Genomic DNA, 13,679 nt, shown 5'->3' on the forward strand with positions numbered 1-13,679 from the left:
TCGGGTGGCTTTTTCATTTGTCGCCCTTATGTAGACCTCTGCGCTGACCCGATCGCCATCTGCGGTTATGCTTGTCAGCCTGCCTGGGAGAGTGAAATGGCCTACGATTTTGATCTTTATGTAATTGGTGCCGGTTCCGGCGGTGTGCGCTGTGCGCGATTCGCGGCGGGTTTTGGCGCGAAGGTCGCGGTCGCTGAAAGCCGCTATCTGGGCGGTACCTGTGTCAACGTCGGCTGCGTGCCGAAAAAGCTGCTGGTGTACGGCGCGCACTTCGCCGAAGACTTCGAGCAGGCTTCGGGTTTCGGCTGGTCCCTGGGTGAGGCGAATTTCGATTGGGCGACCCTGATCGCCAACAAGGATCGCGAAATCAATCGCCTCAACGGCATCTACCGCAATCTGCTGGTCAACAGCGGCGTGACCCTGCATGAAGGCCACGCCAGGCTGATCGATCCGCACCAGGTAGAGGTCAACGGCCAGCGCTACAGCGCCAAGCACATCCTCATTGCCACCGGCGGCTGGCCACAGATCCCGGATATCCCGGGGCGTGAGCATGCCATCAGTTCCAACGAGGCCTTCTTCCTCAAGGAGCTGCCCAAGCGCGTGCTGGTGGTGGGCGGTGGCTACATCGCGGTGGAGTTTGCCGGGATCTTCCATGGCCTGGGCGCCGATACCCAGCTGTTGTATCGCGGTGAGCTGTTCCTGCGCGGTTTCGACGGCGCAGTGCGCAAGCACTTGCAGGAGGAACTGACCAAGCGTGGTTTGGGTCTGCAGTTCAATGCCGACATCGAGCGCATCGACAAGCAGGCCGACGGCAGTCTTGAGGTCACCCTCAAGGATGGTCGCAAGCTGGCCGCCGATTGTGTGTTCTATGCCACCGGGCGCCGGCCGATGCTGGACAACCTGGGGCTGGAGAATACCGGCGTGAAGCTCGACAAGCGTGGTTTCATCGAAGTGGACGAGCAGTATCAGAGCAGTGAGCCGTCGATCCTGGCGATTGGCGATGTCATCGGCCGCGTGCAACTGACGCCGGTGGCCCTGGCCGAGGGCATGGCCGTGGCTCGGCGCCTGTTCAAGCCCGAGCAGTACCGTCCCGTGGATTACCAGATGATTCCTACGGCGGTGTTCAGCCTGCCGAACATCGGTACCGTCGGCCTCACCGAAGAGCAGGCGCGAGAAGCGGGGCACAAGGTGCAGATCTTCGAGAGCCGCTTCCGGCCGATGAAGCTGACCCTGACCGACTGCCAGGAACGCACCCTGATGAAGCTGGTGGTGGACGCCGACAGCGACAAGGTCCTGGGGTGCCACATGGTCGGCCCGGATGCCGGTGAAATCGTTCAGGGCCTGGCAATTGCCCTGAAGGCGGGGGCGACCAAGCGCGACTTCGACGAAACCATCGGCGTGCACCCGACGGCCGCCGAAGAGTTCGTCACCATGCGTACGCCTGTCGCGGGCTGATCAAGCCTTCGCAGGTGCGTCTGGCTGGGCCTTGGTGGCAGCAGCCAGGCGCAACGCCTCCAGGCCGGCCTCGGCCTTGGTGGCGCGCAACTCCATCTCCTTGCTCGATCGAGCCTGTTTCCTGGTTTGTTCCTTGAGTGCCTGAACTTCTTCCTGGGCAACGCGCAGGCGTTCCTGGAGCAGGGTGCTTTCGCTGTCCTGGCGGGCGACCTGTTCGCTCAGGCGGGCTTGCAGCGCCGAGTTCTTGCTGGCGGCATCCTGGGCTTGCTTGAGCTCTTTGTGGATGGCGCGCTGTTCGCTGAGCAGGCGCTCGTTATCGCGATGCAGTTGGGTGATCTCGTCCTGGCGTACCAGCGCGCTCTGTTGGGCCTGGCGCAGCTCCATCTGGATCTGTTGCAATTGCCCTTCGTGGCGGCGCTGCTCCTGCTCGCGCTGTTCCTTGCTGGCCGCGCGGTAGTGCTCCAGGGCGTCCCTGGCATGCAGGTGCTTTTCCTCCAGGGAGTGGATCTGCTGCTCCTTGTCCTCCAGCCGCAGCTCAAGGCCCTTGAGTGCCTGGTTGAGTTCGGCGTTGCGGGTCTGTTCGCTCTGCAGCATGGAGCGAGTGTCTTGCAGGGCGGCGCTTTCCCCGGCCAGGGCGCTGGCCTGAATCTGCAACTGCTGTTGCAACTGCTCCTGAAGCTGGTGGGCTTCGTGCAACTGGTGTTCCAGCACCTGCTTCTGTTCTTCGAAGTGGGCGAGGGCTTGCTCCAGGGGTTCCTGGGCCTGCTCCTGCAGACGTTGCGCCAGGCGCCCCACTAGTTCGCCCAGTTCTTGGTCCAGGGGGGCAGGGCCGCTGTCACGCCGGCTGGCGCCGTCATCCAGCTCCTTGAGATAGCGGTGAATGGTGGTTTTCGAGCCGGTATTACCCATTTCGATGCGTACTGCGTCGATGCTGGGGTGTTTGCCGCGGGCAAGAATCGCCTGACGAGCTTTCTTCACCACCGCCTTGTTTATGCCTCCGCGAGCCATGCATCCTCCGACGATTTAGTACTGTGTTACGTGGTATGTAATTAAATGAAATTATACAGCAGATGTGAATTTATCAAAAGCCTGAAGCTGACATGGGATATTATGGTATTACCCCGTGTGATAGGCGCTGAGGGCGGTTTTCGCCAGCCATCGCCGTACATTTGCCTGAGTTGAGCTGCCATGAGCGAGCTGGATCGTTATCTGCAAGCCGCCACCCGCGACAACACCCGTCGCAGCTATCGGGCGGCCATCGAGCATTTCGAAGTGCAGTGGGGCGGTTTCCTTCCGGCTACGGCCGAAAGCGTGGCCCGCTACCTGGCCACCTATGCCGGTGAGCTGTCGATCAATACCCTGCGGTTGCGCCTGTCGGCCCTGGCCCAGTGGCACAGCAGCCAGGGCTTTGCCGACCCGACCAAGGCACCGGTGGTGCGCCAGGTGTTCAAGGGCATCCGTGCGCTGCACCCGGTACAGGAAAAACAGGCGCAACCCTTGGAGCTGCAGCACCTGGAACAGGTCGTCGCCTGGCTAGATGAGGAGGTGGCGAGTGCCGCAGCTGAACAGCGCCAGGGGGATCTGTTACGTGCCCGGCGTGATCGGGCGCTGATCTTGCTGGGCTTCTGGCGCGGCTTTCGCAGTGATGAGCTGTGCCGCTTGCAGATCGAGCATGTGCAAGCGGTGGCCGGGTCGGGCATCAGCCTCTACCTGCCCCGCAGCAAGAGTGACCGTGACAACCTTGGGCGGACCTTTCACACCCCGGCCTTGCTGCGCCTGTGCCCGGTGCAGGCCTATATCGAGTGGATCAACAGCGCGGCGCTGGTGCGCGGGCCGGTGTTTCGCGGCATCAACCGCTGGGGGCGCCTGAGCGAGCAGGGGTTGCATGCCAATAGCGTGATCGCGTTGCTGCGCCAAGCCCTGGAGCGTGCCGGTATCGCTGGCGAACACTACACCAGCCATTCCCTGCGCCGGGGCTTCGCCACCTGGGCGCACCGCAGCGGTTGGGATCTGAAATCACTGATGAGTTATGTCGGCTGGAAGGACATGCAGTCCGCCATGCGCTACGTCGAGGCCAACCCGTTCATGGGCATGACGCGCATCGGCGAGAAGCCGGTACAGCAGTAGATTAAGGTTTCTTCTATTAATACTGTTGGCTGATAGTCAAAACCAATCGACAGCATCAGGTTTGCCAATGAGCCAAGGGGCGATTCATTGGTTAGGATTCTCCCCATCAAGTTTTCACCCAATGTTCTCAACCACTGATGGAGAGTCAACGATGCCTATCATCAACAGCCAAGTTAAACCCTTCAAAGCTACCGCATTCAAAAACGGCGCATTCGTCGAAGTGTCGGACGCCGATCTGAAAGGCAAATGGTCTGTCGTGTTCTTCTACCCGGCTGACTTCACCTTCGTGTGCCCAACCGAGCTGGAAGACCTGGCCGACAACTACGCCGAATTCCAGAAGCTGGGCGTCGAGATCTACAGCGTTTCCACCGACACCCACTTCGCCCACGCTGCCTGGCACAACACTTCGCCAGCCATCGGCAAGATCCAGTACACCATGATCGGCGACCCGACCCTGGCCATCTCCCGCAACTTCGATGTGCTGATCGAAGAAGCCGGTCTGGCTGACCGTGGCACCTTCGTGATCAACCCTGAAGGCCAGATCAAGATCGTTGAAATCAACGACGGTGGTGTAGGCCGTGACGCTTCCGAGCTGCTGCGCAAGATCAAGGCTGCTCAGTACGTCGCTGCTCACCCAGGCGAAGTCTGCCCAGCCAAGTGGAAAGAAGGCGAGGCCACCCTGGCTCCGTCCCTGGACCTGGTCGGCAAGATCTAAGTCCATGCATTACCCAAGGGCGGTGATCCGCACTTAAGTCAGCTGCACCGCCCTCAAACAACGCCCGGGCGAGATTCGCTCGGGCGTTGTTTTTTCTACCGAATCAAAACAGGAGATCGCCCGTATGTTGGATGCCAATCTTAAAGCTCAGTTGAAGTCTTACCTGGAACGGGTCACCCAGCCGATCGAGATCGTAGCCTCCCTCGACGACGGTGCGAAATCCCAGGAAATGCTCGCGTTACTCAAAGACATTGTCAGTCTTTCCAACCAGATTACCTTGCTCGATAACGGCAGCGACGCGCGCAAGCCTTCGTTCTCGTTGAATCGCCCGGGAAGTGATATCAGCCTGCGTTTCGCCGGTATTCCCATGGGCCACGAATTCACTTCCCTGGTGCTGGCCCTGCTGCAAGTAGGTGGCCATCCATCCAAGGCCAGTACCGAGGTGATCGAGCAGATCCGCTCGCTCAAGGGCGAGTTCAATTTCGAAACCTACTTCTCGCTGTCCTGCCAGAACTGCCCGGACGTGGTCCAGGCGCTGAACCTGATGGCGGTGCTCAACCCCAACATCCGTCACGTGGCCATCGATGGCGCGCTGTTCCAGGCCGAAGTCGATGAACGCAAGGTCATGGCGGTGCCCAGTGTCTACCTCAATGGCGTGAACTTCGGCCAGGGGCGCATGGGGCTGGAGGAAATCCTCGCCAAGCTCGACACCGGTGCGGTGGAGAAGCAGGCGCAGAAACTCAACGCCAAGGAAGCCTTCGACGTGCTAGTGGTCGGCGGTGGTCCAGCGGGTGCTTCGGCAGCCATCTATGCCGCTCGCAAAGGCATCCGTACCGGTGTGGCTGCCGAGCGTTTCGGTGGCCAGGTGCTGGACACCATGGCGATCGAGAACTTCATCTCGGTGCAGGCAACTGAAGGGCCGAAGCTGGCCGCCGCCCTGGAAGAGCATGTCAAGCAGTACGACGTGGACATCATGAACCTGCAGCGGGCCAGTGCCCTGGTGCCGGCCAAGGACGTCGGCGGCTTGCACGAGATCCAGTTCGAAAGCGGCGCCAGCCTCAAGGCCAAGTCGGTGATCCTGGCTACCGGTGCCCGCTGGCGCGAGATGGGCGTGCCGGGTGAGCAGGAGTACAAGGCCAAGGGCGTGTGCTTCTGCCCACACTGCGACGGCCCGCTGTTCAAGGGCAAGCGTGTGGCGGTGATTGGCGGCGGCAACTCCGGTGTCGAAGCGGCCATCGACCTGGCGGGTATCGTCAGTCACGTGACCCTGCTGGAGTTCGACAGCAAGCTGCGGGCGGATGCGGTGTTGCAGCGCAAGCTCTTGAGCCTGCCCAACGTCAAAGTCATCACCAGCGCCTTGACCAGCGAGGTGAAGGGTGACGGCCAGAAGGTCACCGGCCTGGCCTACAAGGACCGTGATTCGGGCGAGTTCCACACGGTGGACCTGGAAGGCATCTTTGTGCAGATCGGCCTGTTGCCCAACACCGATTGGCTCAAGGGTACCGTTGAGCTGTCGCCTCGTGGCGAGATCATCGTCGATGCCCGCGGCGAGACTTCGCTGCCTGGGGTATTTGCTGCGGGTGACGTCACCACGGTGCCCTACAAGCAGATCGTGATAGCCGTGGGCGAGGGGGCCAAGGCTTCCCTCAGTGCATTCGATCACTTGATCCGTACCTCAGCACCGGCTTGATCGGTCGCTTAGAAAAACAAAACCCCATGAGCCTGGCTCATGGGGTTTTTTATTGCTGTGCTCACAGGCACCGGCTTGTCGCTGAAGTGGCCGCTGGGTCTTGCGCCGCCCTTGAGAAGGGGAGTGCTGACAATCCAGCTTCTACACAGGCCGGCTTCGCACCTGCATAGGTTTACAGCGGTGCTGGCTGGATGATCTCGACCCAGTAGCTGTCCGGGTCCTTGATGAAGGCCAGGCTTTTCATCCGGCCATCGTTCAGGCGCTTCTGGAAATCGCAGCCCAGGGCTTCGAAGCGCTCGCAGGCGGCGACGATGTCCGGTACCGAGATGCAGATGTGGCCGAAGCCGCGCGGGTCGCTGTTGCCGTTGTGGTAGGCGAAGGCTGGATCGTTCTCGGTGCCGTGGTTGTGGGTCAGTTCGAGAATGCCGGGAATCGACTTCATCCACTCGGTTCGCGCGCCAGCGTCTGCCGGGATCTGTGCCTTGTCCACCAGGGCCAGGAAGTACAGGCTGAACTCGGCTTCAGGGAAGTCGCGTTTTTCCACCAGGGAAAAGCCCAGGACCCGGGTGTAGAAGTCCAGGGAGCGAGTGATGTCCTTGACGCGCAACATGGTGTGGTTGAACACGAAACGGGCAGTGGCCGCATCCGGTTGGGCGGTCACGCCGGGAAAGGTATTGAGTTCGTTGAGGCTCATGGGCCCTCCAGAAGAAAGTGCGGCCAAGACTGCTTGCCGGGGCAAGCAGCCTTGGCTGGCAATGGTTCGGACATCCTTGGGATCGGGCAATGATACGCAAGTGGGTCGGCTGGCGCCAAACCCAAAGCTCCTGATCTATTGCCCATTCCTGGCGCCGGGCTCAGACTTCCAGGCCCCTTTACCTCAGTGTGCAAACGCATGATCGAGTCTTTTAAGTTCCGCACCGCAGCTTTGTTGCTACTGGCGCTGGCCGGTGTTGCAGAGGCCGAGCCGCAAGTGACCTGGCCCCAGGGCTGGACGGTGGAGCCGCTGCCGGCCCAAGAAGGCGAAGAGGCCGCCAAGGTGTCCCGGCAGAGAGCGGTCAAGAGCGATACCGCTGGCAATCCACTCATGGTCATGGAGTTGACCATGACTCAGGTAGACAGTGGGCATGTAGTCAATCTGCAGGGGGTATTGCTGGAGATGCGCAAGTCGGTGCAAAAGGACTTTGCCCTGGGCGGTTATCAGAGTGTCTGTAACAAGATTCATGCCGCGCAGTTGAGTCGTCTCGAGGCGCTGGAAACTACTTGCACCATTACCCAGAATGGCCGGCATGTGCTCTCGCAGACATTGGTGGCGGCACTGAATGGGGATAAGGCTTATGTACTTTCATACGCCGGCCAGGCTGCGGCTTTTGCCGAGAGCCAGGATGAAATACTCGCTGTACGAAACGGCCTTAAACTTTAAGGAAAAATCTGAACCAATCGGTTCGCTTTCTGCGGGTTACCCGTTCGTTAGCGAAAAGGCATTAAGCCTGAAGTTGCTTGGGAATCAGGCGTTATTGCACGATGTATCAGCTAGGGAGAGGGGTGGGATCTCGCTCGGCTCTTCCCTTAGATGCAAGTCGTAATAAGAATTTTCTTATTCAATGTAAAAGGCCCTACATATGCAGGGCCTTTTTCGGTGTGCGGCTTTGTTCAAGCGCGCAGCCAGGAATCCACAGTGGCGGCACCGTACTGTTCTTTCCAGGCCTTCAGGCCGCGGTGATTGCCGCCTTTGGTTTCGATCAGTTCGCCGGTGTGCGGGTTCTGGTAGACCTTGACCACGCGGGCACGGCGCTGCTTGGGGGCGTTGGCCTGTGGCAGGCCGGCCTTGCCCTGGTTGGGATCAAGGATGGCGATGATGTCACGCAGGCTCTTGTCGTAGGACTTCATCAGGGCCTGGAGCTTTTCTTCGAACTCGATTTCCTTCTTGAGTCCGGCGTCGTTTTTCAGGGATTCAAGCTGCGCGAGCTGTTCTTGAAGTGCTTTTTCTGCAGCACGAAACTCAGCAAGTCTGGACAATATCTTCACTCCAATAGTCTATTTGGCTGATACAAACCACAAACAAAGCTATAAGCCATGAGCCGATTAAGGCTCGATTAAGTGGCCTACCTGTGAATCTTGTACAGGCGGGAAAAATTGTAGTAGTTAATGCATCAAGAGTAAATCAGGTTGTTCTTGTCAAATGCGAAATTGAGCAATTGATTCAAATTGGTGCAAGCCCCGAGTTGTTAGATCCAGCACTTTTTGTTCGGGTATGGCTATTTAATGGCGCGCCAGGGCTGCAACAAATTCGGCACTGGGCATGGGCCGTCCGAATAAATAACCTTGCAGGAAATCCACCCCTTTAGCTGCTAGATAATCCCGCTGTTCCGCAGTTTCAATACCTTCGGCGACAATGCCCAGATCGAGTTTGGCCGAGAGTTCGATAATGCTGTCGAGTATATGCAGGGACAGTGCGTCGGCACCGATCATGGCGACGAAACTCTGATCGATCTTCAAATAATCCACATTGAACTGGCGCAGATAACCCAGGCTGGAATGCCCGGTACCGAAGTCGTCGATGGCGATCATCACACCCAGTTCGTGCAGGGCGGCAAACAGCTGGTGGGTGGTGGTCGTGGGCTCGATCAGTTCGCGTTCGGTCAACTCCAGCACCAGGATCACCTTGCCTGGGGGGAAGCCGGCGAGGAACTCCCGGCAGTCCTCCAGCAACTGCAGGTCGTGGCAATGGCTGGCGGTGATGTTGATACCTATATGGAAACCGTCGGTAAAGTGCGCGGCATGGGGCGCCAGGGCTTGTTGGGTCTGCTGCATCAGCGAGCGGGTCATGGGCACGATCAGCCCCGAATGCTCGGCGAAGGGGATGAACAGGTCCGGGCGTACCAGCCCCTCTTTCGGATGCTGCCAGCGCATCAGGACTTCGATGCCGGCCCACGCCAGGGTGTCCCCGCGCACCACCGGCTGAAAGTACGGAATGAACTCCTGGGCCCCCAGTGCCCGTTGCAGCTCGTGGGTGGGGGAGGCGGAGCGCTTTTGCAGCCAGTGGGCAAGTACGCCCGCCGCCGCGCCGAAAAACACCAGCAGGCTGAACAGCGCCGGGTACTGGCTCTTCATGTAGTTCCACACGTCGCCCTCGGGAAACCCCGAGCTGACGCTGTAGGGATAGCGCGATGAGCTCAGTTGCTGGCTGGCCACGGCCGCCAGTGGCGGACTGCCCTCGTGGACACGGCCGTCGCTGGACAGCCAATGCCCGCCGACTTGCAATTGCAGGTCGGCGAAGCGGCTGATCAGGCGCAGGGCATTGGTCAGGTGATAGCCGTCGATGGTGGCCAGGGCGGCGCGATCGCCCTCGCTCCAGCGATAGACCAGCAGGGCCGTGTCGGGGGTGACAGGGTTGCCGCTCATCAGCCAGAGGCGGCCGTCCACGTAGTCCAGGGGGTTGAGCGGGACTGCGAAACTGCCGAGCAGGGAGCTGCAATAGTTGTTGTTGCGCCACACCAGGTTGGTCGAGCGCACGAACGGCCGGCGGGTGACCTGTTCGCGCAGGGCCAGTTGCCGGACCTCATCACAATCGCGGCCCACCTGGGGCAGCAGCGCCCTGGCGGCGATGTCGGTGTTGTCGAGCATCAGGTCGAACTGACGGATGGCCTCTTCGGCGGTTTCCAGGCTGCTGTGCATCAGTGTTCGTTCGGCCTGGGCGTAGAGAATGAGGGTGCCGAGCCCGATGGGAAGAAGCATGGCCAGCAATGTCCAGAAGGTACGGGTAGAACGCTTCAATGGACCTTTGGCGGTCAGGGGCATGGATCGGACCTGTGGGCGGGCGAGGGGGAGGATGGCACCGGGGGCATGGCCCCTGCGGCTGTCTTGATCATCGCAGGATAGCCGGCTTTTACCGTCGATAAAGGCGCTGCGCGTGCTGGATGAAGGCCAGGGCCGCCGGCGACGCCTGGCGTCGGTCGAGCATCGCGATCCCCACTTGGCGGCGCACGGCAGGCTCCAGGGGGCGGTTGGTGTAGCGCGGGTCCGCGGCCTGGGGCAGGGACAACTCGGCAACGATGCTCAAGGCATCGCCGCGGGCCACGGTTTCCAGGGTGCTCAGCAGTTGGGTGCTGCGGTAGCGGATATTGGGCCGCAGGCCGGCACCGATGAACAGACGTGACACCAACTCCGCCGAGCCGGCTTCGGTGAGCACGAAGGGGTCATGGCACAGTTGGTCCAGGCGCAGTTGCGCTTCACTGGCCAGGGCGTGGCTGGCTGGAATCAATGCCAGCAACTGGTCCTCGACCACAGGCACGGTGTCGAAGCGCTCCTGGGGCAGCACCACGAAGCCCAGGTCCACCCGTCGTTCTTCCAGCCATTGCAGGACCTGGCGATCGGGGCCTTCGTCGATATGCACTTCGATGTCCGGATATTCGCGGCGGTAGTCGTGAAGAATCCGGGGCAGGAGGCGGATCGACGAGGTGGGGCCGAACGAGCCGATGCGCAAGGTGCCGCGCTTCATGCCCCGAGCATCCGCGGCTTCCTGGGCCAGGGTCGCCGCCAGGCCGAGCATGGCCCGGGCGCGCAGCAGCAACTGGGTGCCGATGTCGGTGAGTTCGACTTGGGCCTGGTGCCGCCGAAACAGGTCCACCTGCAGCTCCTGCTCCAGTGACTTGATGGCATGAGACACCGCCGACTGGGTGATGCCCAGGCGCGTGGCGGCGCTGGTAAAGCCCTGGAGTTCGGCCACCAGGGAAAAGATCTCCAGCTGGGTCAGGGTCATGAGTAAAAGCTCATTTTACGATGATCAGGCATTAGACAAAAAATGGTCGTGCAGTACAAACCCATTGCCTCAGAGCGTCTTGACCATGAGTGAAAGCAATATCAGCGGCCCCCTGGCGGGCGAATATCGGGACCTGGCGGTGTATGGCCGCCTGGCGACAGTCACCATGATCTGGGGCGGCACCTTCGTTGCCGGGCGCTACCTGGCCGGCGGGCTCTCGCCCTTGCTGGCCGCCAGCCTGCGGTTCCTGCTGGCCAGCCTGGCCTTGCTCGGCTTCATGGCCGTGGCGCGCATTCCCCTGGTGCGGCCCAGCCTCAGGCAGTTTGGCCAACTGGCACTATTGGGGTTCTTCGGGATCTTCTTCTACAACCTGTGTTTCTTCCTCGGCCTGGAGCAGGTCAAGGCTTCTCGGGCATCGTTGATCGTGGCCCTGAACCCGGCAGTGATTGCCCTGGCGTCCTGGGCGCTGTTCAAGGAGCGCCTGGGTCGGCGCAAGCTGTTGGGCATTGCCCTGTGCCTCTGTGGCGCGGCCCTGGTGATCTGCAGCCGTGACCCTTCGGCCCTGGCGGCGCAGGCCGGGAGCTGGCAAGGCGACCTGCTGATTCTTGGCTGCGTGCTGGGCTGGGGCGTGTACTCGCTGTTCTCCAGGGGGCTGAACCACAGCCTGGGCTCATTGCAAACCGTGACCTGCTCGATCCTCCTGGGCACCCTGATGCTCTGCGCCGCCACCCTGATCCGTGGCGAGTTCGACCTGCAGGCGGTGGCCCGCCTGAACCTGGCCCAGGGCTTGAGCCTGCTGTACCTGGGCGTGCTGGGTTCGGCGCTGGCCTATATCTGGTATTACGACGGCTTGCGGCGGATCGGTGCCACCCGTTGCGGTGTATTCATCGCCCTCAATCCCCTGACTGCGGTGATCCTCGGCGCGCTCGTGCTGGGAGAACAGTTGAGCCCGGTGGTGGGGGTGGGCGGGGCGCTGATTCTCGGCGGTATCTACCAGTGCAACAAACCCCTTGCGGGCGGGGCAAAAAAGGCGATTTTATAGAGAATGCGGACAAAGGCTTTTACGCTGTGTAGAATCCGGTTACGCATACAATAATAAAGTCTTCTGGCAGCAGAAGCCTCGCCCCCCAGCCTGTAAGACAGGGTCGAAATGAAGATTCTCGGGTTTCAACTGATCTATGGTGACTTCCTCGCCCGCAGCGTGCGCGGTATCTCCTGTGCGCCACCGTCCCTCCTCAGCATTGCTAGCAACTAACGATCCGTTAATTCTAAAAATATGATGAGGCGCCAACCATGGCAGATATCTTCGAAAACCCAATGGGCCTGATGGGCTTTGAATTCATCGAATTCGCATCGCCTACCCCCAACACCCTCGAACCGATCTTCGAGATCATGGGTTTCACCAAAGTCGCGACCCATCGTTCCAAAGACGTGCATCTGTATCGCCAGGGTGCGATCAACCTGATCCTCAACAACGAACCCCATAGCGTCGCTTCCTACTTCGCGGCCGAGCACGGCCCGTCGGTGTGCGGCATGGCGTTCCGGGTCAAGGATTCGCAAAAGGCCTACAACCGCGCCCTGGAACTGGGCGCCCAGCCGATTCACATTGAAACCGGCCCGATGGAACTGAACCTGCCGGCGATCAAGGGCATTGGCGGCGCGCCGCTGTACCTGATTGACCGTTTCGGCGAGGGCAGCTCGATCTACGACATCGACTTCGTGTTCCTCGAAGGCGTGGACCGCAACCCCAAGGGCGCGGGCCTGAAGATTATCGACCACCTGACCCACAACGTGTACCGCGGGCGCATGGCCTACTGGGCCGGCTTCTACGAGAAGCTGTTCAACTTCCGCGAGATCCGCTACTTCGACATCAAGGGCGAGTACACCGGCCTGACTTCCAAGGCCATGACCGCTCCGGATGGCATGATCCGCATCCCGCTGAACGAGGAATCGTCCAAGGGCGCCGGGCAGATCGAGGAGTTCCTGATGCAGTTCAATGGCGAGGGCATCCAGCACGTGGCCTTCCTCACCGACGACCTGGTCAAGACCTGGGACGCTCTGAAGAAGATCGGCATGCGCTTCATGACCGCGCCACCGGACACCTACTACGAAATGCTCGAAGGGCGCCTGCCGAACCACGGCGAGCCGGTCAACGAGCTGCAATCGCGGGGCATCCTGCTGGACGGTTCTTCGGAAGCCGGCGACAAGCGCCTGCTGCTGCAGATCTTCTCGGAAACCCTGATGGGCCCGGTGTTCTTCGAATTCATCCAGCGCAAGGGCGACGATGGCTTCGGCGAGGGCAACTTCAAGGCGCTGTTCGAATCGATCGAACGCGACCAGGTGCGTCGTGGCGTACTCGCCACCGAGTAAGCCCCGGCACGCTTGAGTCCAAGGCCCGATCAGGAGGTTTCTGGTCGGGCTTTATTTTGCCTGTCGGTTGGCGATTGTGAATGTGTTAATGTTTCGCCCCCGATTCCCAGCCCCTGACCGATGCCTCGATGAACACACCCAGACCTTCCCTGACCTTGACCCTGTTGCAGGCCCGTGAGGCCGCCATGGCGTTTTTCCGTCCCTCGCTGAACCAGCACGACCTGACCGAGCAGCAATGGCGGGTGATCCGCATCCTGCGCCAGAACGGCGAGCTGGAGAGCCATCAGCTGGCGAAGATGGCCTGCATCCTGCCGCCGAGCATGACCGGCGTGCTGACCCGCCTGGAGCGCGACCAGTACGTCAGCCGGCGCAAGTCTCCGGAAGACCAGCGCCGCCTGTTCATCACCCTGACCGACAAGGGCCAGGCCTGTTTCGAATCCATGAGCGGCGACATGGAAATCAACTACCAGAAGATCCAGCAGCAGTTCGGCGAAGACAAGATGCAGGCCTTGCTGGCCCTGCTCAACGAACTGAAGCAGATCAAGCCCTGAGCCCGTACCGCA

General features: G+C 60.7%; 13 protein-coding genes. 8 read left to right on the forward strand and 5 right to left on the reverse strand.

Annotated elements, in window-relative coordinates; all coding sequences use genetic code 11:
* Nucleotides 1-96: 96 nt before the first annotated feature.
* Nucleotides 97-1,455, forward strand: a complete 1,359-nt coding sequence (gene gorA / locus BLS75_RS02205; protein ID WP_072450145.1) for a glutathione-disulfide reductase — start codon at nucleotides 97-99, stop codon at nucleotides 1,453-1,455.
* Here gorA and BLS75_RS02210 read toward each other — a convergent pair whose 3' ends face one another.
* Nucleotides 1,456-2,463, reverse strand: a complete 1,008-nt coding sequence (locus BLS75_RS02210; protein ID WP_072450146.1) for a DNA-binding protein — start codon at nucleotides 2,461-2,463, stop codon at nucleotides 1,456-1,458.
* A 180-nt stretch (nucleotides 2,464-2,643) separates the two neighbouring features.
* Between BLS75_RS02210 and BLS75_RS02215 the strand changes: the two genes are divergently transcribed.
* The 3 genes from BLS75_RS02215 to ahpF all read left to right on the forward strand — a co-directional run bounded on the left by BLS75_RS02215 (nucleotide 2,644) and on the right by ahpF (nucleotide 5,987).
* The gene (locus BLS75_RS02215; RefSeq protein ID WP_072450147.1) at nucleotides 2,644-3,582 is read left to right on the forward strand and encodes a site-specific integrase; all 939 of its coding nucleotides are present in this window, start codon (nucleotides 2,644-2,646) and stop codon (nucleotides 3,580-3,582) included.
* Nucleotides 3,583-3,733: 151 nt separating this feature from the next.
* On the forward strand, nucleotides 3,734-4,297 hold the full coding sequence (ahpC, locus tag BLS75_RS02220) for an alkyl hydroperoxide reductase subunit C (protein ID WP_011061677.1): 564 nt from the start codon (nucleotides 3,734-3,736) through the stop codon (nucleotides 4,295-4,297).
* 124 nt (nucleotides 4,298-4,421) lie between these two features.
* Nucleotides 4,422-5,987: an alkyl hydroperoxide reductase subunit F gene (ahpF, locus tag BLS75_RS02225; RefSeq protein WP_072450148.1), complete on the forward strand. Its 1,566-nt coding sequence runs from the start codon at nucleotides 4,422-4,424 to the stop codon at nucleotides 5,985-5,987.
* 172 nt (nucleotides 5,988-6,159) lie between these two features.
* Here the strand turns inward: ahpF and gloA are convergent, their stop codons facing one another.
* Nucleotides 6,160-6,681 (reverse strand): lactoylglutathione lyase, encoded by a 522-nt coding sequence (gloA, locus tag BLS75_RS02230; RefSeq protein ID WP_072450149.1) that lies wholly within the window; start codon nucleotides 6,679-6,681, stop codon nucleotides 6,160-6,162.
* 198 nt (nucleotides 6,682-6,879) lie between these two features.
* On the opposite strand from gloA, the gene BLS75_RS02235 reads away from it, so the two are divergent.
* Entirely contained in the window at nucleotides 6,880-7,407 is a 528-nt protein-coding gene (locus BLS75_RS02235) for a DUF4946 domain-containing protein (RefSeq protein ID WP_072450150.1), read from the forward strand.
* Nucleotides 7,408-7,637: 230 nt separating this feature from the next.
* On the opposite strand, the gene BLS75_RS02240 is transcribed toward BLS75_RS02235, so the two are convergent.
* From BLS75_RS02240 to BLS75_RS02250, 3 genes are all read right to left on the reverse strand, one after another.
* Complete coding sequence (locus BLS75_RS02240) at nucleotides 7,638-8,003, reverse strand: histone-like nucleoid-structuring protein, MvaT/MvaU family (protein WP_015635884.1); 366 nt, start codon at nucleotides 8,001-8,003, stop codon at nucleotides 7,638-7,640.
* 243 nt (nucleotides 8,004-8,246) lie between these two features.
* Complete coding sequence (locus BLS75_RS02245) at nucleotides 8,247-9,785, reverse strand: EAL domain-containing protein (protein ID WP_072450151.1); 1,539 nt, start codon at nucleotides 9,783-9,785, stop codon at nucleotides 8,247-8,249.
* A gap of 88 nt (nucleotides 9,786-9,873) precedes the next feature.
* The gene (locus BLS75_RS02250) at nucleotides 9,874-10,746 is read right to left on the reverse strand and encodes a LysR family transcriptional regulator (protein WP_072450152.1); all 873 of its coding nucleotides are present in this window, start codon (nucleotides 10,744-10,746) and stop codon (nucleotides 9,874-9,876) included.
* 85 nt (nucleotides 10,747-10,831) lie between these two features.
* Between BLS75_RS02250 and BLS75_RS02255 the strand changes: the two genes are divergently transcribed.
* The 3 genes from BLS75_RS02255 (at nucleotide 10,832) to hpaR (ending at nucleotide 13,667) form a co-directional block, all read left to right on the forward strand.
* The gene (locus BLS75_RS02255) at nucleotides 10,832-11,788 is read left to right on the forward strand and encodes a DMT family transporter (protein WP_072450153.1); all 957 of its coding nucleotides are present in this window, start codon (nucleotides 10,832-10,834) and stop codon (nucleotides 11,786-11,788) included.
* A gap of 251 nt (nucleotides 11,789-12,039) precedes the next feature.
* Nucleotides 12,040-13,116, forward strand: coding sequence for a 4-hydroxyphenylpyruvate dioxygenase (gene hppD, locus BLS75_RS02260; protein ID WP_011061669.1), 1,077 nt, complete (start codon nucleotides 12,040-12,042; stop codon nucleotides 13,114-13,116).
* A gap of 128 nt (nucleotides 13,117-13,244) precedes the next feature.
* Nucleotides 13,245-13,667, forward strand: coding sequence for a homoprotocatechuate degradation operon regulator HpaR (gene hpaR / locus BLS75_RS02265; protein ID WP_011061668.1), 423 nt, complete (start codon nucleotides 13,245-13,247; stop codon nucleotides 13,665-13,667).
* The last annotated feature ends 12 nt before the right edge of the window (nucleotides 13,668-13,679 follow it).

Source organism: Pseudomonas sp. NFPP12, from assembly GCF_900103205.1.
GTDB classification, from domain to species: Bacteria; Pseudomonadota; Gammaproteobacteria; order Pseudomonadales; family Pseudomonadaceae; genus Aquipseudomonas; species Aquipseudomonas protegens.